Origin of the sequence: Marinimicrobium sp. UBA4509 (assembly GCF_002388575.1) — a bacterium.
Lineage (GTDB): Bacteria > Pseudomonadota > Gammaproteobacteria > Pseudomonadales > Cellvibrionaceae > Marinimicrobium > Marinimicrobium koreense.
Genome location: NZ_DGMV01000088.1, coordinates 1,094 through 20,278, shown reverse-complemented (window position 1 = coordinate 20,278; position 19,185 = coordinate 1,094). Strand labels below are relative to the sequence as shown.

Annotated in this window: 15 protein-coding genes; 4 read left to right on the top strand and 11 right to left on the bottom strand. The window is 59.7% G+C overall.

The window, feature by feature from the left end; all coding sequences use genetic code 11:
• From B3520_RS16980 to B3520_RS16970, 3 genes are all read left to right on the top strand, one after another.
• Positions 1 to 391: STAS domain-containing protein (locus B3520_RS16980; RefSeq protein ID WP_286876469.1), on the top strand; the 391-nt coding region annotated here is incomplete at its 5' end.
• 14 nt (positions 392 to 405) lie between these two features.
• Complete coding sequence (locus tag B3520_RS16975) at positions 406 to 1,260, top strand: universal stress protein (RefSeq protein WP_286804640.1); 855 nt, start codon at positions 406 to 408, stop codon at positions 1,258 to 1,260.
• 2 nt (positions 1,261 to 1,262) lie between these two features.
• Positions 1,263 to 1,643 carry a VanZ family protein gene (locus B3520_RS16970; RefSeq protein WP_286804641.1) on the top strand — a complete coding sequence of 127 codons (381 nt, stop codon included), beginning with the start codon at positions 1,263 to 1,265 and terminating at the stop codon, positions 1,641 to 1,643.
• Here B3520_RS16970 and B3520_RS16965 read toward each other — a convergent pair.
• The 7 genes from B3520_RS16965 to B3520_RS16935 form a co-directional block, all read right to left on the bottom strand.
• Positions 1,629 to 2,510, bottom strand: coding sequence for a CHASE domain-containing protein (locus B3520_RS16965; RefSeq protein WP_286804642.1), 882 nt, complete (start codon positions 2,508 to 2,510; stop codon positions 1,629 to 1,631). The two genes, B3520_RS16970 and B3520_RS16965, sit on opposite strands and share 15 nt — an antisense overlap.
• Before the next feature lie 48 nt (positions 2,511 to 2,558).
• Complete coding sequence (locus B3520_RS16960; protein ID WP_286804643.1) at positions 2,559 to 3,554, bottom strand: alpha/beta hydrolase; 996 nt, start codon at positions 3,552 to 3,554, stop codon at positions 2,559 to 2,561.
• A gap of 123 nt (positions 3,555 to 3,677) precedes the next feature.
• On the bottom strand, positions 3,678 to 5,612 hold the full coding sequence (gene aceF, locus B3520_RS16955) for a dihydrolipoyllysine-residue acetyltransferase (RefSeq protein ID WP_286804645.1): 1,935 nt from the start codon (positions 5,610 to 5,612) through the stop codon (positions 3,678 to 3,680).
• Positions 5,613 to 5,683: 71 nt separating this feature from the next.
• On the bottom strand, positions 5,684 to 8,335 hold the full coding sequence (gene aceE, locus B3520_RS16950; RefSeq protein WP_286804646.1) for a pyruvate dehydrogenase (acetyl-transferring), homodimeric type: 2,652 nt from the start codon (positions 8,333 to 8,335) through the stop codon (positions 5,684 to 5,686).
• A gap of 205 nt (positions 8,336 to 8,540) precedes the next feature.
• The gene (locus tag B3520_RS16945) at positions 8,541 to 11,369 is read right to left on the bottom strand and encodes an insulinase family protein (RefSeq protein ID WP_286804648.1); all 2,829 of its coding nucleotides are present in this window, start codon (positions 11,367 to 11,369) and stop codon (positions 8,541 to 8,543) included.
• A gap of 38 nt (positions 11,370 to 11,407) precedes the next feature.
• Positions 11,408 to 12,520 (bottom strand): AI-2E family transporter, encoded by a 1,113-nt coding sequence (locus tag B3520_RS16940; RefSeq protein ID WP_286804649.1) that lies wholly within the window; start codon positions 12,518 to 12,520, stop codon positions 11,408 to 11,410.
• Positions 12,521 to 12,558: 38 nt separating this feature from the next.
• A complete protein-coding gene (locus tag B3520_RS16935) occupies positions 12,559 to 12,807 on the bottom strand; it encodes a sulfurtransferase TusA family protein (RefSeq protein ID WP_286804650.1) in 249 nt (82 codons plus the stop codon).
• Between the two features lie 155 nt (positions 12,808 to 12,962).
• Between B3520_RS16935 and B3520_RS16930 the strand changes: the two genes are divergently transcribed.
• A complete protein-coding gene (locus tag B3520_RS16930) occupies positions 12,963 to 14,405 on the top strand; it encodes a M48 family metalloprotease (protein WP_286804651.1) in 1,443 nt (480 codons plus the stop codon).
• Positions 14,406 to 14,421: 16 nt separating this feature from the next.
• On the opposite strand, the gene B3520_RS16925 is transcribed toward B3520_RS16930, so the two are convergent.
• The 4 genes from B3520_RS16925 to B3520_RS16910 all read right to left on the bottom strand — a co-directional run.
• The gene (locus B3520_RS16925; RefSeq protein WP_286804652.1) at positions 14,422 to 16,731 is read right to left on the bottom strand and encodes a putative bifunctional diguanylate cyclase/phosphodiesterase; all 2,310 of its coding nucleotides are present in this window, start codon (positions 16,729 to 16,731) and stop codon (positions 14,422 to 14,424) included.
• A gap of 9 nt (positions 16,732 to 16,740) precedes the next feature.
• A complete protein-coding gene (locus B3520_RS16920; protein WP_286804653.1) occupies positions 16,741 to 17,754 on the bottom strand; it encodes a PAS domain-containing protein in 1,014 nt (337 codons plus the stop codon).
• A 125-nt stretch (positions 17,755 to 17,879) separates the two neighbouring features.
• On the bottom strand, positions 17,880 to 18,107 hold the full coding sequence (locus B3520_RS16915) for a SlyX family protein (protein WP_286804654.1): 228 nt from the start codon (positions 18,105 to 18,107) through the stop codon (positions 17,880 to 17,882).
• Positions 18,104 to 19,185, bottom strand: a 1,082-nt coding sequence (locus tag B3520_RS16910; RefSeq protein WP_286876468.1) for a serine hydrolase domain-containing protein, incomplete at its 5' end; no start/stop codon positions are given. The genes B3520_RS16910 and B3520_RS16915, both read right to left, overlap by 4 nt.

Below are 19,185 nucleotides of genomic sequence, written 5' to 3'. Positions count from 1 at the left end.
CCTGGCGCTCGGCGTGTTGGTGGGCGTGCTGCTGAGCGCGCTGTTCTTCGCCCGCAAGGTGGGCGACATTCTGTACATCGGCTCCAGCCTCTCGGACGACGGCGAGCATCGCACCTACCATGTGGTCGGCCAGGTATTCTTCACCTCCGCTGAGCAGTTTATTGACGGGTTCGATTTCAAAGAGGCGGTTGAAAAGGTTACCATCGATCTGCACCGCGCCCACTTCTGGGACATTACGGCGATCAGTTCCCTCGATAAAGTGGTACTGAAGTTCCGCCGCGAAGGGACCGATGTGGAGTTGATTGGCCTGAACGAAGCCAGTGCCACACTGGTGGACCGATTTGCCGTGCACGACAAGCCGGACGCTGTTGAACGCCTGATGGGCCACTAACCGAGAGAAAGAGTATGCACAACAAAGTGATTGCCTGTATCGATGACTCTCAGTACGCCGAATCCGTCTGTGATTACGCGGCCTGGTCCGCCCAGCGAATGGACGCGCCGCTGAGCCTGGTGCACGTGCTGGACGAGCCCACTCAGGGCAAGAAACAGAACCTGAGTGGCAGCATCGGCTTTGGCTCTCAGGAGGCCTTGCTGGAAGAACTCGCCAGCCTGGACGAGCAGCGCTCCAAAGTGGCCATGGAACACGGCCGACTGATGCTCAAGGCTGCCCGTGAACGGGTGGAGCAGAAAGGTGTGAACGAGGTGGAAACCCGCCAGCGTCACGGCGAGCTGGTCAGTGCTCTGGCCGAGCTGGAAACCGAAACCCGGATGCTGGTGGTGGGCAAGCGCGGTGCGGACACCGCCTCGGCCCACGGGCATATCGGTAGTCATCTGGAACAGATCATCCGCACCCTGCACCGGCCGATTCTCATTGCCCAGCAAAGTTTTGAGCCGCCCAAGGCGATCATGTTTGCCTTTGACGGCAGCGCCACCACCCGTAAGGGCGTGGACATGGTAGCCGCCAGCCCATTGTTCAAAGGCATTCCGATTCACCTGGTCACGGTCGGTGCGGACGTGGACAGCAACCGCGAACAGCTGGACTGGGCCAAGAACAAACTGACCGAGGCCGGTTTCGAAACCCAGGCCACCATCATTGCCGGTGACCCGGAAACCGTTCTGGAAGAGTATCAGCACACCCACAATATCGATCTGCTGATCATGGGCGCCTACGGCCATTCGCGTATTCGCCAACTGATCGTGGGCAGCACCACCACTCACATGATCAGCAAAACCCGCATCTCACTGATGGTGCTGCGCTGAGTATGAGCGTACCCGAGTGGTGGCGCCCGCTGTGCCGGTGGCAGTTCGTTCTGCTGCTGGCGATCTTCACCTATTTTGGGCTCACCACCGCCTCCGGCCCCCATATTCCGCAATACAACGACAAGCTGATGCACTTTCTCGGCTATGGCGTTGCCGGCTGGTCAATCACCGTGGCCCTACCGGGCTGGCCGGTGTGGCAGCGTCTTCTGGTGTTGGTGGTGTACTCGACGGGTATTGAAGTGATCCAGCATTTTTTGCCGCCGCGCACCTTCAGCCTCGGCGATATTCTGGCCAATGTCAGCGGCGCCCTTTTGGGTATTGGCTCGGCCGAGCTGGCCCGCCGGCTCGCTCCCAACCTGAGCCGCGCCTTACTCGAACGCTGATTCCTGACCTCGGGCCCCCTGGGTCAGTCGCTGGCGTCGATGCAGCAAGGCCGAATAGGTGCCCAACCCGGTTACCAATGCCAACACCCAACCAAATATCCGCAACACGAAAATCGGTAGCCAGTGCGCATCCTGAGAGCGGGTCTGCACCGCGAACTCCCAGCCACGTTCAGAGCCCAGGCGCACCACATCCTCGCCCTCAAACAGCGCCTCGTCGCCCCACAGGGACACGGAATTCCCCGGGCGGTTGACCTGCACCGCAAACCGATGGCGACTGTCCCGGTCCATCACCCCGAACATGGCGTCCAGCAAGGGCTCGGCATCAATCACCGTGGACAGCAACCCCCAATAGGCGTCGTCCACATAAATGGGATCACGGTAGATGAAAGCCTCACCGCCCTGAATCAGTTTCACGCCCTCGGACAGCACCGGCTGGCGCTGCTCCACCGCCCTTTTGACGTCCGGCCACTGGGTTTCGAGTTCGCGGTAATCCAGGCCGATGGCCGCCTGATTGCCTTCGGTGGGATAGACATAGCTCAACTGGTAGTCCACGGCCACACCGAAATTCCGGATGACCGGGCTGGTCTGGTAGGCCACCCGCAGAATATTGAGAATCTCTTCACGCTCCAGGGAGTCGTGGCGCACGGAAAAGTAACTGCTCAGACCACGGGTGAGATAAAGCACATTGTTCAGCTCGCGCTCGGCATTGGCGCGCAGGTCGGCGGCGAAGGTCACGGCTTGAAAGCGCTGATCGCTGTACAGCTTCCCCTTGTAAGCGAAGATCACCCCTTCCACCACGCCGATGACCAATAGAAACACCAGTGCAGGCACAATCAGGGGGGACCGTTTTCCGGACGATGGACTCAAACCGGAATTACCTCCATTTCAAAAACGACGCAAAAACCATCATACGCTTCACTCTGGCGAGGTACCAGTGCCGCCCCAGATCCCGCGAAGGAAGGCGGACACTTCATCCGCTGTGGGTTGCAACCAGGGGTCAAACAGCCAGAACGTATGCGGCGTATTGTCAAAGCGCTGAACATGGTAGCGGACCCCCAGCGGTTCCATCTTGGCGATCATTTCATCGCGCCCCACACCAAATCGTTCCCGGGCACTGTTCAGAAACAGAATCGGCGGCATATCGGCGTGGACATAGTAAGTGGGCGAGCCTTTATGCCAGAGTTCAGTTTGCTCCGCGTAGCGCCCGCCGAACCAGGAACCGGCGGACGACGGGTTCTTGCTCGGATCATCTTCGTAGTGACGCGCTTCCTCCGAGGTGAAGTCAGACAGACCATCAATATTCAGAATCGCCTGCACATCGCTGGATGCCGGGCTGTGTGCCCGCTGCGGGTCAAAGTACGGGTCGCCTGCGGTAATACCGGTCAGGCTGGCAATCTGCCCACCGGCGGAGGTACCACCCACGGCAATCTGGTCCGGGTTAACACCATAGGCCTCGGCATGCTCGCGTAACCACCGAATCGCCGCTTTGACATCGTGAATGGCGGCGGGAAAGCGCGCCTCGGGCGCCAGCCGATAACTGATATTGGCCACCACAAACCCTCGCTCCGCCAAGGCGTTGGCCAGGGGCGTCAGGTTTTCCCGGTAACCCGAACGCCAACCGCCCCCGTGCACCAGAACCACCGCCGGACGAAAGCTCCCCGCCTCTGGCCGATGCAGATCCAGTTGCAGCGCCCGCCGACCGTATTGCACATAAGTCAGGTCCCGCTCGACGCGTACTCCTTCGGGCGTATCGAGACTGGCGATTTCAATGTGCGGGAACTGCTTTACTTCCTTATGATAGGTATTTTCCGCCGTATAGGTGTTTTCAAACGGCACCGGAGGTTCGGTGATGACGGATCGGGCGCAGCCGAATAAAAACAGGAGGGCGAATAACCAGGCGAATTGTTTCATGGTGTTCTCTCATTGGTTTTATCATTTTGAATGGTTGATTTGGCACTGCATGGGTGCCGATAGTGACACAAAAAAGGCCAGCAAACGCTGGCCTTTTTTGTGACTGCAACACTTCACTTACGCTTAGAGCAACAGGCGACGCACGTCCGCCAGGGCTCCGGCCAGGAAAGTGAAGAAGCGACCGGCATCGGCACCGTTGATGGCGCGATGATCGTAGGACAGACAGATTGGCAGCATATTGCGCGGCACAAACTCTGTGCCATTCCACACCGGCTTGATCTGGGCGCGAGACACACCCAGGATGCCGACTTCCGGGGCATTCACAATCGGCGTAAAGCCGCTGCCACCCATGGCGCCCAGGCTGGAGATGGTAAAGCAACCGCCCTGCATTTCTGCAGCCGTCAGCTTGCCATCGCGCGCCTTCTTGGCCATGGCATTGATCTCTTCGGTCAACTGCCACAAGCCTTTCTTGTTGACGTCACGGATGACCGGCACAACCAGACCGTTCGGGGTGTCCACCGCGATACCGATGTGAACGTATTTTTTCTGAACAATATGTTCGCCATCGTGATGCAGAGACACGTTGAAGCTCGGCTCGGCCTCAAGCGCCGCTGCACAGGCTTTGAGCAGGAACGGCAGCGGCGTGAGCTTGGTGCCACGCTTTTCCGCCTCGGCTTTCAGGCCTTTACGGAAGTCTTCCATATCGGTGATATCGGCATCGTCCCACTGGGTAACGTGGGGGATGTTCAGCCAGTTGCGGGTCATGTTGTCCGCAGTGAGCTTTTTGATCTTGCTCATCTTCACTTCTTCGACTTCACCGAACTTGCTGAAGTCGATCTGCGGAATACGCGGAATGGCACCGCCACCGGCGGCCGGTGCAGCACCGGACTGAGACGCCGTGACAATGTTTTTCACATAGCTGCGCACATCGTCTTTGGTGATGCGACCGCGAGGACCGGAACCTTTCACCTTGGCCAGATCCACACCCAACTGGCGACCCAGTCGACGCACGGCGGGACCGGCGTAGACATCACCACTGTTGATGACTTCGGCGCTGGCACCGGTGGCGGTGGCCGGAGAAGACGGCTCGGCTTTAGGCGCCGGCTCGCTCTTGGCGGGCGCTTCGCTTTTGGCCGAAGCGGACGGTGCCGGCGCGGCACTGCCTTCGGCTTCAATGACACCGATCAGGTCGCCCTGGGATACCTTGTCGCCCTCTTTCAAGGCAATGCTCTTGATCTTGCCGGAGGCGGGAGCGGGAATTTCCATCGACGCCTTGTCGGTTTCCAGCACGATGAGGGTGTCGCCTTCGGACACTTCATCGCCGGCCTTGACGCTGACTTCGATCACTTCCACGCCTTCCGCACCGCCGATATCCGGCACCGGCATGTCCTGCTCACCGCCGCCCTGAGGCGCGGCCGGAGCGGCATTTTCCGAACCGGACTGGCTCACCGGCTCGCTCTGCGCGGGGGCTTCGCCACCGGCGGTTTTCATCTTACCGATGACATCGCCTTCAGACACTTTGTCGCCTTCTTTCAACGCGATGCTGCTGATGGTGCCGCTGGCCGGAGCCGGGATTTCCATGGAGGCTTTGTCGGTTTCCAGCACGATCAATGAATCCCCTTCGGAGACCTCGTCACCGGCTTTGACGCACACCTCAATGACTTCCACACCCTCGGAGCCGCCAATATCCGGTACCGGGATATCCATTTCACTGCCACCGGAGGCCTTGGGGGCCTCTTGCGATGCCTTGGACTCTGCGGCGTTGTCCGAAGCGGAAGATTCAGCGCTCTCGGCCTGGCTATCGTCACCGGCGCCCTCGCCTTCCAGTTCCAGCTCGAGAATGGCGGAACCTTCCGAGACCTTGTCGCCCTCTTTGACGGAGATGGCGGTCACCTTACCCGCCTTGGGGCAAGGGATGTCCATGGACGCTTTGTCCGTTTCCAGCACAACCAGCGTGTCTTCAGCGGCGACGGTATCCCCCACCGAGACGCTGATCTCAATCACTTCTACATCTTCGGAGCCGCCGATATCGGGGACTTTGATGGTTTCTGTGGCCACAGTAACTCCTCACATATTCTTGGTGTTCGACCCAAAACCCCGGGGACTCAGCCCCGGGGCGTACCGATTCGTTAAACGGTCAGAGGGTCGGCCTTGTCCGGATCAATACCAAACTGCTTGATGGCCTTGCTGACCACCTCGGGCTTCACTTTGCCCTGATCCGCCAGGGACTTGAGCGCGGCAATCACAACGAAGTTGCGATCCACTTCAAAGAAGTGACGCAGTTTCTCACGGCTGTCACTGCGACCGAAGCCGTCGGTACCCAGTACATAGTAGTCGCCCGGCACGTAGGGACGCAGTTGTTCCGAGTAGTTCTTCATGTAGTCGGTCGCGATGATGAACGGACCGTCCTGCCCTTCCAGTTGCTCGGTCAGGTACGCCTTACGGGGCTTCTCACCGGGGTGCAGCAGGTTCCAGCGAGCGGCGCGCTGACCGTCGCGGGTCAGTTCGTTCACGCTGGTGACACTCCACACGTCGGCTTCCACACTGAAGTCGTTGCGCAGAATCTCGGCGGCTTCACGCACTTCATTCAGAATGGTACCGGAGCCCATGAGCTGGACGCGGTTTTTCTTCTTGCTGGTGCCTTTTTCGAGCTGATAGATACCCTTGATGATGCCTTCTTCGGCGCCCTTGGGCATATCCGGATGAACGTAGTTCTCGTTCATCAGGGTAATGTAGTAGTAGCAGTTTTCCTTTTCCTGATACATACGCTTCAGGCCATCCTGCACGATCACCGCGACCTCGTAGGAGTAGGTCGGGTCATAGGTGCGGCAGTTCGGGATGGTGTTGGCCAGAATGTGGCTGTGGCCATCCTGGTGCTGCAGGCCTTCGCCGTTCAGGGTGGTGCGACCGGCGGTACCGCCGAGCAGGAAACCACGTGCCTGGGCATCACCGGCCAACCAGGCCAGATCACCGACGCGCTGGAAGCCAAACATCGAGTAGTAGATGTAGAACGGCAGCAGCGGCTTGTGGTTGTTGCTGTAGGAAGTCGCGGCCGCAATCCACGCGGACATGGCACCGGCTTCGTTGATACCTTCCTCGAGGATCTGACCTTTCTGATCCTCTTTGTAGTACATGATCTGACCGGCATCCTGCGGCGTGTACTTCTGGCCTTCGGCCGAGTAAATGCCGATCTGGCGGAACATGCCTTCCATACCAAAGGTACGGGCTTCGTCCGGCACAATCGGTACGACCTGATTGCCCACCTTCTTGTCTTTGATTAGCGTGTTGAGCACGCGAACAAAAGCCATGGTGGTGGAAATGGTGCGGTCACCGGTGCCTTCGAGCTGCTTGCTGAAGGCGTCCAGGCCCGGGATTTCCAGGGCTTCGAAATCCGCTTTACGAGCCGGCAGATAACCGTTGAGCTGCTTGCGACGCTCGTGCAGGTACTGCATTTCCGCGCTGTCTTCCGGCGGACGGTAGTACGGGATTTTTTCCAGATCCTTGTCTTCGATCGGGATGTTGAAACGGTCACGGAAGGTCTTGAGCGCATCGATGTCGAGCTTCTTGACCTGGTGCGCATTGTTGACCGCTTCACCGGTCGGGCCCATGCCATAACCTTTTACGGTCTGGGCCAGAATGACGGTGGGCTGGCCTTTGGTGTTCACCGCGTTGTGGTACGCATTGTACACCTTGTGCGCATCGTGACCGCCACGGGCCAGGTGCAGGATTTCGTCGTCGGTCATGTCTTTGACCAACTCCAGCAGCTCGGGGTATTTGCCGAAGAAATGCTCACGGGTGTAAGCGCCACCGTTGGCCTTGTAGTTCTGCATTTCGCCGTCGAGCACTTCGTCCATACGCTTCTGCAGCAGACCGGTTTTGTCTTTCTCCAGCAGCTTGTCCCAGGCACCGCCCCAAAGCACTTTTACCACGTTCCAACCGGCACCGCGGAACACGCCTTCGAGCTCCTGAACCACCTTGCCGTTACCGCGCACCGGACCGTCCAGGCGCTGCAGGTTACAGTTGATGACAAAAATCAGGTTGTCGAGCTTCTCGCGGCCCGCCAGAGAAATGGCACCCAAAGATTCCGGCTCATCACACTCACCGTCACCCAAGAAAGCCCAGATCTTGCGATCGCCCTTTTCAATCAGGCCGCGCTGATCCAGGTAACGCATCACGTGCGCCTGGTAAATCGAGTTGATCGGACCGAGACCCATGGAAACGGTCGGGAACTGCCAGTAATCCGGCATCAACCAGGGGTGCGGATAAGAGGACAGGCCCTTGCCATCGACTTCGCGACGGAAGTTGTCCAGTTGCTCTTCGGTCAGGCGACCTTCGAGGAAGGAGCGGGCGTACATACCCGGAGAGCTGTGGCCCTGGAAGTACACCAGATCGCCCGGCTTGCCGCCTTCGCTGCCGCGCCAAAAATGGTTGAAGCCGACTTCGTACAGGGTTGCAGCTGAGGAGAAGGAGGCAATGTGGCCACCCAACTCGTCGGCACTCTTGTTCGCCCGAACCACCATGGCAATGGCGTTCCAGCGAATAATGGAGCGAATCTTGCGCTCGATGTAGGCATCGCCGGGGCTCTGCACTTCTTTCGAAACCGGAATGGTGTTGCGATAAGGGGTGGTGATCGCCGAGGGCTGATCAATACCGTGGTCTACCGCATTTTCTGACAGTTGCTTCAGAAGGAAAGTGGCCCGTTCTTTGCCTGCGTGGCGAACAACTGACTCAAGGGCATCCAGCCATTCTCTCGTTTCGAGGGCATCGATATCTTCTTGCATTAAATTCTCCTCAGCCGTGCACGCATTGGCACATCTAATCGTTGCGTTCAATCAATAGGAAATTGAAAACAGGTGTCTCTGCACCGCCATAGAGCCCTTGTGTGGGATGTTATATAGGGTTATGGCCAGTATTGGTAGAGCCGAAAAATCAGCGAATTCTTACATATTCACGCCTTTTTTACCAGTCCGCCGCCGCGCTGCGGCCTCAGGGGTAACTCAGGGCCTCAAGGGCCTTCTGGTAATCGGGTATGGCGTCGATTGGGCTGGCCTCCGGAGCCTCTTCAGACCGATCCGTCACCAGCCACAGACGCCGGGCGGGGTCGGCAAACACCTGGCGGTAATAGGCCTGCAAGGATTCAGCCGTGACGGCCTCCACCGCCTGGGCCAGGCGTTCGCGCCGATCAAAGCGGGTATCCCCCATCATCAGGTCTTCCCAGTACCGGCCAGACTGCTGGTACAGGGTCTTGGCCGGCTCGCGCAACTCGCGGACCAGCGCCGCCTTCTGTTCCGCCAACCCCTCTTTTAAGTGGCTTTCAGCGCCAGCCAGGAAGCCATCCATTTCCCGCCAGAGGCGGTCACTGTCAACCGATGGCGACTGGACGACCAGCACGGTGCCCTCCTGATCTTTAAGCGGTAAGGCAAATACCGTCGCCACATAGCCCAACTGCTTCTCGGTGCGCAGCTCATGAAAAAATGCCGGTTGCAGCAACCGTCGGGCCAGTTGCATATGGGCCACATCATTCAGCTTAGTGGAGAGCCCCTGAACGTACAGCATGGTGACACTGTCGTTATGCTCCAGAGGCCGCTCATACACCCAGGGGCCCTGGGATTTCAGGCGGAACACCCGGGCCGGCGCCAGATCCAGGCGCGTCAGATCGCCGAGCAATTGATGCTCAAGGTACGCCGCCAGGCGCACCGCCTCCTGACGATACAAATTGCCGTACAGCAACACTTCCAGCTCAGCGTCTTTTAGCACCGAGTCGGCAAACTGGTGGATGGCCTTGAGGTCAATCCCCTCAAGCACCTGGAGCTTGTCCCGTCCCAGCGAATAGGGCTCAAAATGCAGGCGCGGCACCTGCCTGGCGATCACGCCGTAGGGAGTATCGAGCGCTTCGTTGCGCCAGCGCCTCTCCACCTTGCGCTTAAGGTCATCAAAGCGGTCCTGTGCAAACCGCCCCTTGCGCAACGCCTCAACAATACGGGTCAACAGGAGATTCTGGCGACTGCTGTAACCAAAGATTTCGATATCCAGGCCCCGAGTGTTGGGGCGCAAGGAAAAATCCAGTCCGGCCAGTTGGGCCGGATAGGCAAATTCATTGAGCTGGTCCCGCACCAGCTCGGATAACAGCTCGGCTTTGGCCGCGCCTTCAACGCCGGCCGCCACCTGGGGTAGCTTGAGCCGAAGGCGCATGCTCGTTTTGGGCACCTCAAACTTCTGATCCCATTGATACCAGACCTTGATTCTCGACTTATCGACCACCGCCTCGGGGAGACGGGGCGTAGCCTCGTCCGAGGCACCCGGCCCGGGCAGCAGCGGCGCCTCCTTGACGGCCAGTCGACTGGGGATAAAGTCATTGGGCTTGGGCAACACCAGCTGTTTCTGGATTCGGGCCTTGATTTCGGGCTGCTCCACCGCCTGCTCTTGGACCTGGTAAGGCGTCTGGTAATACGGAGAGCGGCTCTCCCCCTCCACCTTGGGAGCGACCAGGGACACCAGCACATTCCCACTATTCAGGTATCCAAGGTACTTCTTGATCAGTTTGGCGTCATACCCCGCATACCGGTAATCACCCCACAGCACGTTTTCCGGTTCGTAGAGATGCAGTCGGTAGGCGAGCCCACGGACCGTGTCCATCGGAGCGCTGACCTCCCGAAAACGGAAGTCGATGTTCGCCATCTGCTGGAGCTCTTCGTATCGCCAGGCGTCCAGACCCCGAGCCTCAATCTGCTCAATGGAGTGAAACACCAGGGCCACAATCTGATCGGCGGCCCGAACTCCGAGCTCGGTCAACTGAATGGACACCTGGAACATGGCATCGTACCGGTCCCGGTGTCGGGTGCCGGCACTCAGGCCTTCCGCCCAACCCAGCTCCTTGAGCAGCGACAGCAGGCTGCCCTCCCCTTCGTGCCCCAACAGGTGGCCGATGTAGTGCAGCGGCTTATGGGCCTCGCTATCGGCGTTGACCGGAAGAGGAAATAGAAGGGACAGGCGGCGAATGTCTTTTTCGGGCTGAATGGACACCCGCACAGGCAGTTGATCTTTCCCGAACAGCGGAGGGTAGGCCCCGGGCAGGGAAACCTCCCGGGTTGGAATCGCTTTGAACCGTTCCGTCACCTGTTTCTGCAGCTCATCGAGACTGCCCCGCCCCAGGACCACCAGCGACATCAGGTCCGATGAGTAGTAGCGCTGGTAAAAGTCGATCAGGTCTTTGCGCAGGGGGCGCTCTTCGGTATCCGCCAGGGTCGTGAGATTCCCGACCCCGAAGCGGGACGCCGGATGAGCCGGATTCATCAGTGCCTGATAGACATCCTGTATGCGACGGGCGTCATCGTTCAGGCGGGCCTTGTATTCCGACTCGACCGCGAACCGCTCCCGGTCGACGTACTCGGGATTGAAAAGCGGCGCAATAAAAAACTGCGCAAAGCGATCCAGGGCTGGCTCAAGGTACTCGGGGTCGATATCAAAATAATAATTGGTGTGCTCGCTCGCGGTATAGGCGTTGTGGCTGCCGCCGTGACGACTGATAAACGCGGGATAGGCATCCGGCTCCGGATATTTTTCCGTCCCCAGGAAGAGCATGTGCTCGAGAAAGTGCGCCAGGCCCTCGCGCCCCAGAGGATTCTGATGATGGCCCACATGAACATCCAGAGAAGCCGCGGCTTTTTCCGCCTGCGGATCCGAAATCAGAAGGACTTTCAGCCCGTTTTCCAGCGTCAGGTACCGATAATCCCGGTGATCGATATCCCCTTTTACGGGCGTCACGGCCTGGGCCGAGGCCGCCAGCATCACGGTGGTTACCAACAGGGAAGCCACGACAAGGCTCCAACGGCGAAGAGGGACGGCTGCGTGCATTATGCCTCGCTTTGTTCGGTGTCATGTAAAGCCTGTCCCTGCCGTTCCTGATTGTGCGCCTCCTTGACGCCGATTGGCCAGGCATAAAGGATTGCCTTGACCAGCGTAGCCAGGGGGATCGCAAAAAACACACCCCAGAATCCCCACAAGCCACCGAAAACCAGTACGGCCAGAATGATGGCCACCGGATGTAAATTGACCGCTTCGGAAAACAGCAATGGCACAAGCACGTTACCGTCCAGTGCCTGCAGGATGCCGTACGCAACCAACAGGTACACGAACTCCGGGCCCCAGCCCCACTGAAAGAATCCCACCAGGGCCACCGGTATGGTAGCGACCGCTGCCCCGATATAAGGCACCAGCACCGACAATCCGACCGCGATCGCGAGCAACGCGCTGTAGTTCAGGCCAAACAGGACAAAGACTACGTAGGCGGTCGCGCCGACGATGACAATCTCGATGGCTTTACCCCTGACGTAGTTGGCAATCTGCTGATTCATCTCCTGCCATATTTTGCTCATCAGCGGTCGCTTCTCCGGCAGAAAACCCGCAAACCAACGCATGATGGACTGACTGTCCTTAAGGAAGAAATACACCAGAATGGGTACCAGAACGAAGTAGACGAGTACTGTGGCCAGCACCGGCAGGTTGGATACGGAAAAGCTGACAATGTACTGTCCCACATAACCCAGTTCAGAGCTGGTAATGGACATCATCTGCTCCACCTGCGCCTCACTGATCAGGCTCGGGTAGCGCTCGGGCAAGAGCAGCATCAGCTCCTGCCACTCCCGGAGCATCCTCGGCAATTCGGCAAAAAAGCGGGTGGACTGCTGCCAGATAACCGGCAACAGCCCCAGCATGATGGCCGCCACGCTGGCCATCAGCACCATGAACGTGATCAGCACCGCCAGCCAGTGCGGGACCCTCAGGGATTTCAGCCGGACCACCATGCCCTGCATCAAAAACGCGATGATCAGGCTGGCAATCATGGGCGCCAGCACGGCCCCCAGGGTCAGAATGACCACCAGGCCCACCGCCAGCAACACCAGCAGCAGTACTGCCTCCTCATCGGAGAAGTAGCGATCGATCCAGCGGCGAATAATTTTCAGCATAAGTGTCCGTTTTGACCTGTAGCCACGCGTAAGGCGGGTCAGGATTTTACCAGAATGTAGATATAGAGGCCGTCGGGGGATTCTTCCCGCTCCAGCCCGTGACCCGCGAGGGTGGCGAACGTCTGAAAGTCCCGAACCGAACCGCTGTCCGTGGCCAGGATCCGCACCGCCTCACCCGGCGCGAGATCGCGCAGCGCCTGCTTTGCCTTGAGCAGCGGCAGAGGGCAGCGCAGCCCCTGGGCATCCACCTCCAGCACGACCGGTGCAGATCCTTCCCGAGCGGTCATGGGTGCCCCCCGCTTTTCGGTAACGGCTGAACCGAGTCGGGCGTCCGTGGTCTCAGGAGCAACGCCAGTGCGGAAGCGCGGCCTGCCTCTGGCGCCTCAGGTGCGGCCAAGGCTACACTGTGCGCAACAGGAAGAACACCGGAGTCTGAATCGACGTGAAACATGTTGTCACCCTTGTCTTGAGTCTGATGCTGCTGTCAGGTGCCGCCAACGCGAACCGGGAGCTGCAATTGCCGGTGCTGGGCGATACCAGTTCGGCAATCAGCTCGCCCTATCAGGAGCAGCAACTGGGCCGGGAAGTGCTGCGATTGTACCGCAGTCGGATGCCGACGTCCTCCGATTACCAGGTCGTCCAGTACCTGGAGGATTTGCTCAATCAGCTTGCAGTGCACAGTGAACTGGAAGACCCCAGCCTGCAACTGGTGGTAATTGAAAATCCCAACATCAACGCCTTCGCGGCCCCGGGGGGCATTATCGGGGTGAATACCGGTTTGCTCAACTACGCTGAAAACGAGCACCAACTGGCCTCGGTGCTGGCCCACGAACTGGCGCACCTGAGCCAACGCCACTACGCCCGGCGCCTGCAACAACAGCAACAGATGAGCGTCCCTTACTATGCCGCCCTGCTGGGCAGCCTGATCCTGGCCGCCACTTCCGGCTCCGACGCGGGCATTGCCGCCATGATGAGTACCCAGGCCGCCGCGCTGGATGCCCAACTGCGCTTCAGCCGGCAATTTGAACAGGAAGCCGACCGCCTGGGGATGCAGACCATGGCCCGGGCCGGACTGGACCCCAACGCCGCCAGCGATATCTTTGAAATCATGCTGCGGGCCACCCGCTATACCGAACGCCCCCCCGAGTTTCTGCTGACCCACCCGGTCACCGAGCGGCGGATTGCCGATACCCGAAATCGCGCCATGAACCTGCCCCGGACGAAGCCAGCGGTCAATCTGGAATACCACCTGATGAGGGCCCGTACCCGGGTGGAACACGAGCAATCAGCGCAACGGGCAGTACAACTATTTCAGAACGAGCTGGACGCCAAGCGCGAACCCCTGGCCGCCAGCCGGTATGGCCTGGCGCTGGCGCAGATCCGGGCCGGACAGTTTGACGCCGCCGAGGCCACTATGGCGCCGTTGCTCGAGGAAGACGCCGACCGACTGACGTACCAATTGCTGGCGGCGGAGCTCGACACCGAGCGGAGCAACCATGAGCCGGCCCTGGAGCGCCTGAGTGCTCTTTATCAGACGCAACCGGACCACTATGCAGTGACCATGAATTATGCGCTGGCGCTGATGAAAGCCAACCAATTCGAACAGAGTACCCGATTGCTCAATCGGTTCTCTCGTCAGCGCCGGGACGATCCGGCCGTGTGGTATTGGCTGGCAGAAGTGAGCGGCCTGGCCGGTGATATTCAGCAGGTCCATGAAGCCCGCGCCGAATATTTCATTCAGGTGGGCGCCTACAGCCAGGCCCTGCAGCAACTGCAGAATGCCCTCAAACGCACGGATGACAACAGCACCCATACGCGGATTCTGTTAAGAGAGCGCATCAAGCAGGTCGAGGAAATGCAGCGCACAGCGGCGCGAATTCTGTAACGCGGCGGGACTGTTATCAGCCGCGTCGGGCGGCGCAGGGCCGCTCGACCCACCGGGAGTCCGTCAGCCAGGTTTCCAGCGCCGCTTGCGGCATGGGCCGGCCAATGTGATAGCCCTGGGCGAGATCACAATCCAGGGCCTGCAGCCGGCGCAGCAGCGCCTCGGACTCCACCCCTTCGGCCACCACGTTCAACCCCAGGTTATGGGCCAGATGAATCGTCGATTTGACGATGATTTCATCCTGCTCGTCGTCGAGCATCTGCCGGACAAATGAGAAGTCGATTTTAAGCGTCTGCACGGGCAGACGTTTCAGATACGCGAGGGATGAATAACCGGTTCCGAAATCGTCGATGCTCAGACAGATCCCCAGCTCATGCAGACGCTCGAGATTGGTCATCGCCCGGCGCGGATCGGTCATGATCGAGCTTTCGGTAATTTCCAGCTCGAGGGCCCAGTGCGGTAACCCGTACTCCTCAAGCAGCAACTCCACCTGTCGAGGCAGAGTGTCGTCCATCAGGTTCCGCGCGGACAGGTTGACCGCCACGCTCAGCGGGAATCCCGCGCTGTGCCATTCACAGCAGGTGGCTATGCTCTGCTTTAACACCCAGTGGGTCAGCGGGTGAATCAGGTTGGTGGCTTCGGCGATGGGGATAAAGTCCGCCGGTGAAATCATGCCCAGTGTCGGATGCTGCCAGCGCAATAGCGCCTCCAGGCCGTAACAGCGCTGACCGTGCAGTTCGATTTTGGGCTGAAAATGCAGGCACAGCTGATCTTCCCGAATGGCCCGCCCGAGTTCGTTGATCAATGACAGTCGCTGAGGAGAGTGCGGGTCTTTTTCACCGTCATACAGGGCCACACCGGTCATTTCCGACTTGGCGCAGTACATGGCAACATCCGCATAGCGCATCAGGGTACTGACATCGCTGGCCTGATCGGGACTCATCGAAATGCCGATACTGGCGCTGATTTCTGCGGTGTAGCCTTCAATAACAAACTCGTTGCGCAGCGCATCCAGTACCCGATGTCCCAACACCAATGCCTGTCGGTGGTGGCGAATATCCGGCAGAAAAATCGCAAACTCATCACCGCCCAGGCGGGCAACCAACCCCTCCGTGTCGGCCATTTCGCTACTCAGCCTCGGCCCAATCTGGCTCAGTAACTGGTCGCCGACGGAGTGACCGAGGGTATCGTTGATTTCCTTGAAGCGATCCAGATCAATCAACAAAAGGGCCGCCTTACGCCCATCCGACTGTTTCAACCAACGCTCCATCTCCCGGTACAGACGGGTGCGATTGGGCAGCCGGGTCAAGGCATCGTGGGTGGCCTGATACTCGAGTTTCTCTTCGTACCGTTTGCGCGCGGTGATGTCTTTACTGGTTCCCCAGACGCGACACAGCGACCCGTTTTCGACTTCACCGACACAGGAAATCTGGAAGTGGATCTCGCCCCGGCCGCGCGGATCACTTCGGGCAATTTCATAGTCGATCAGTTGATAGCCGTTGCCAATGAATTGTTGGACATCGAAGCGATACCGACTGGAGCCGGTTTCCCGCAAACCGCTACCCAACAGTGACTCGACCGAGGGCGCCCCCATGATCTGCGCCAGAACCCGGTTGCCTTCCGCCAGACGGGCACTGCGGACAATCGCGGCCTCCTGTTCATCCGGTGTCAGATCCGTGGGCACCGGTGGCGTCATATCGTAACGCCAGATGGCCTCGGAGCTGTTGGCGATGAAAGCCCGATAGCGTGCCTCGCTCTGGGCCAGCGCCCGTTCGCGCAGAACACTGTCGGTAATGTCGTTGACTACCAACAGTACCCCGTTGACGTAGCCCTGATTGTTTTTGGTCGGAATCTTGTCGACCGAAAACCAGTGACGCGACCCGTCCCGCTGCGCACTTTCAACGGAATTCAACTGGGCATCACCGGTGCGGACCACCTGCATCAACTCTCGCTGACGCTCTTCCGGGCTGTCCCACTGAGGGGCGACTTCGAGAAAACTTTTGCCCACCTGCAACGCTGATCCGAGCAGGCCTCTGGCAAGCTCATTGAAATCCTTCACCAATCCCCAGCGATCGAAATAGCCGATCCCGGCACGCATGGAGTCCAGCAACAGCCTCAGCTCCTGCTGCTGACTCTGCAAGCTGCGCTCAATGGCTTTCTGACGGGTGATGTCGGTCATGATCTGACCGATTCCCCGCTGGGCTCCGTCGGGCCCCTCGATTGGGAAACGAACACAGACAAAGGTGTACTGGCGACCGTCCTTCCCCGGCAGAACTTCTTCGACCTCCGCCGGCAGAGCGCCGGCCAGCAGTGCCTGCTCCTGCACCCGTCGCTGCTACGCAATCGGGGAGGGAAACAGGTCATCGTCGGTCTGCCCGCACAGATCGTCGGCATCCCGGCCAAACCAGCGGGCAAAGCTGTCGTTAACCAGCAGGTACTTGCCGTCCAGTGATTTGATCGACACCAGGTTGTGCGAGTTGTTGATCAGGCTGTAGAGCAGCTGATCCCGGTGTAACAGCTCCTGGTGAGCACTGCGCTCGCCGCTGCGGTCCTGACACTGAATCAGCACCCGGGTCACGTCACCGTAGCGGTCCCGCATGGGCAGAAAACTCACCCTGAGCGGAACCTCCTGCTCGGTAAACAACTCATTGCGGTGCACATTGGCCAGAGGGTAATCCAGGTCGAAACACTGAATTTCGCCTTGCTGAAACACACGTCGCACCCGGCTCAACAGATCCGGGCGCGCCTGCAGCACCCGGTCACGCAATACCCGGTAGCGACCGATTCCGGCGGTACTCTGGCGAGGAGTGAGCTGCAGCAGAACTTCCAGGGCGTGATTGCATTCGAGCATTACCCCGTCCGGATCGGTGACAAAACTGGCAATCGGACTTTCGGCAAACAGGCGGGAGAGCAGGCTTTGAACATACTCGGGACCGGGGTTGGCCAGCCAATGCTGACTGCTGACCACCGCCCCCACATAGTGATGAGCCCCCGAGTCGGTCCGGCATCGGCGCCCCATAAAGCGCAGCCGGGGCTGGCTGGCCAGGCCGGCCAGACAGACCTCACAGGAGGCGGGCCCATCGCCCTGGCGATGGGCGGAAAACGTCTGCTGAAACAGGTATTGATCCGCCGGAGGCATAAGCGCCAGTAACTGGGTCTCATCGGCGATCTCGCCCAGCTCCGGAACCCAGCGATATATCGTGTCGGACAGCATCAGCGTCCGGTCATTCAACGAGAGCTCCCAGAGTGCAATATCCGACGCACTGAGCGCCGACCCCACCAGATCAGGATCGGAGAGCGAGCCGGTTAGCGGAGCGGCATTGGACTGACCGGAGTATCCCTGCGGCATGTTCTGAAGGTCGACTCTTTACTCGAAATGATAATGGGTGACCCAAGTGTAGACGAAAAACACCCGCTGAATGAGCGCTCAAGGCAACGCCTATCGTCAAAAACCACCATACATCCGAAAAGTCGTCAGTAATGCGGCGGGCGCTCGTCGGCCGGACTGCCGCCCTCCTCCCCCGGAGACTGCTCCACCGCATCTCTCAAGTCCCGGTACTTGTCGGCCAGCGCCCGCAGTTGCTGTTCCAGACGATCTATCTGTTCGGTCTGGCGCGCCACCACATCGTTGAGGTCGGTCAGTGTCTGCTCCTGAAACGCCAGGCGTGATTGCAGATCTTCCAAGGTATCAGAGTCACTCATGGCGCTTCTCCCAGGCAGTCATAGAGGGCATTGATCAGGCGTTGTGGGCGGGGGTCGATAAGCAGGCTCTGCCCCATCCGCCCGGTGACATAGCCGAAACCAATGCCGTAGTCCGGATCGGCAAAACCGAGGCAGCCCCCCGCTCCCGGGTGACCAAAACCGCCTCGGCCCCGCCCAAAGCGGCAGTCAGCGCGCTTCTGGGACAACATGAAACCGTGCCCGAACCGCAGCGGCAAACCGAGTACGCGGTCTTGCTCGAAGGTCAGCTCGTCGCCACACAGTGCGAGCTGCTTTTCCGAGAGCAGGCGCACACCGCCCAGATCGCCCCGATTGGCCAGTGCGCCATACAGAGCCGCCAGGTCGCGCGCGCTGCTGTGGCCATTGGCGGCGGGTATCTCGGCCTGGCGCCACTGCTCGGTATTGGCGGCGGTCAGGAGGGTCATGGGGTTGCTGAAGGCTTTGTTGGTGACACCGCGAGGGTCGGCCTTCATGATTTTCCCCAGCGACTGGCTGTCCGCTCCGTTACTGGCGCCACCGAGCGCCTTTTTCAGCGGCCGGGCCTGCGCCAGCGACACCTCACCCCGGGCGCCGAAGCCCAGTCCGAGCCCGAGGGGCTGGGTAATACGATCCGCGACCCAATCATTGAAGCGCTCCGCCCCGGTAATGCGACGCACCAGCTCGCCCAGTGCCCAGCCGAACAGAAACGGGGAGTAGCCCTGGGCCGTACCGGGGGACCACCAGGGCTCGGCCCGCTCGATACGCTCAACCATGGCATCCCAGTCGAAGATGTCATCCTCCGCGACCCGGTCCTGAAGCGCGGACAGGCCCGACCGGTGACTCAGCAGATCCCTGACCCGGATGCCACTTTTGCCCTGTTGGGCGAACTCGGGCCAATAGTGAGCCACTGGTTTTTCCAGATCCAGCTGCCGGGCATCCACCAGCTGCAGTATGGATAGCGCCACTATCCCCTTACTGGCGGAAAACAGATTGACCTGGGTATCCTCCTGCCAGGAGTGCCCCGGCGAGGCCTCCCCCGCCCAGAGGCTCACCAGCGGCTCACCGGCACGATACACCGCCC

Coding starts and splice junctions, on each gene's coding strand:
- B3520_RS16975 (WP_286804640.1), top strand. CDS start 406: ATGCACAACAAAGTGATTGCCTGTATCGATGACTCTCAGTACGCCGAA.
- B3520_RS16970 (WP_286804641.1), top strand. CDS start 1,263: ATGAGCGTACCCGAGTGGTGGCGCCCGCTGTGCCGGTGGCAGTTCGTT.
- B3520_RS16960 (WP_286804643.1), bottom strand. CDS start 3,554: ATGAAACAATTCGCCTGGTTATTCGCCCTCCTGTTTTTATTCGGCTGC.
- aceE (WP_286804646.1), bottom strand. CDS start 8,335: ATGCAAGAAGATATCGATGCCCTCGAAACGAGAGAATGGCTGGATGCC.
- B3520_RS16940 (WP_286804649.1), bottom strand. CDS start 12,520: ATGCTGAAAATTATTCGCCGCTGGATCGATCGCTACTTCTCCGATGAG.
- B3520_RS16935 (WP_286804650.1), bottom strand. CDS start 12,807: ATGACCGCTCGGGAAGGATCTGCACCGGTCGTGCTGGAGGTGGATGCC.
- B3520_RS16920 (WP_286804653.1), bottom strand. CDS start 17,754: ATGCCGCAGGGATACTCCGGTCAGTCCAATGCCGCTCCGCTAACCGGC.
- B3520_RS16915 (WP_286804654.1), bottom strand. CDS start 18,107: ATGAGTGACTCTGATACCTTGGAAGATCTGCAATCACGCCTGGCGTTT.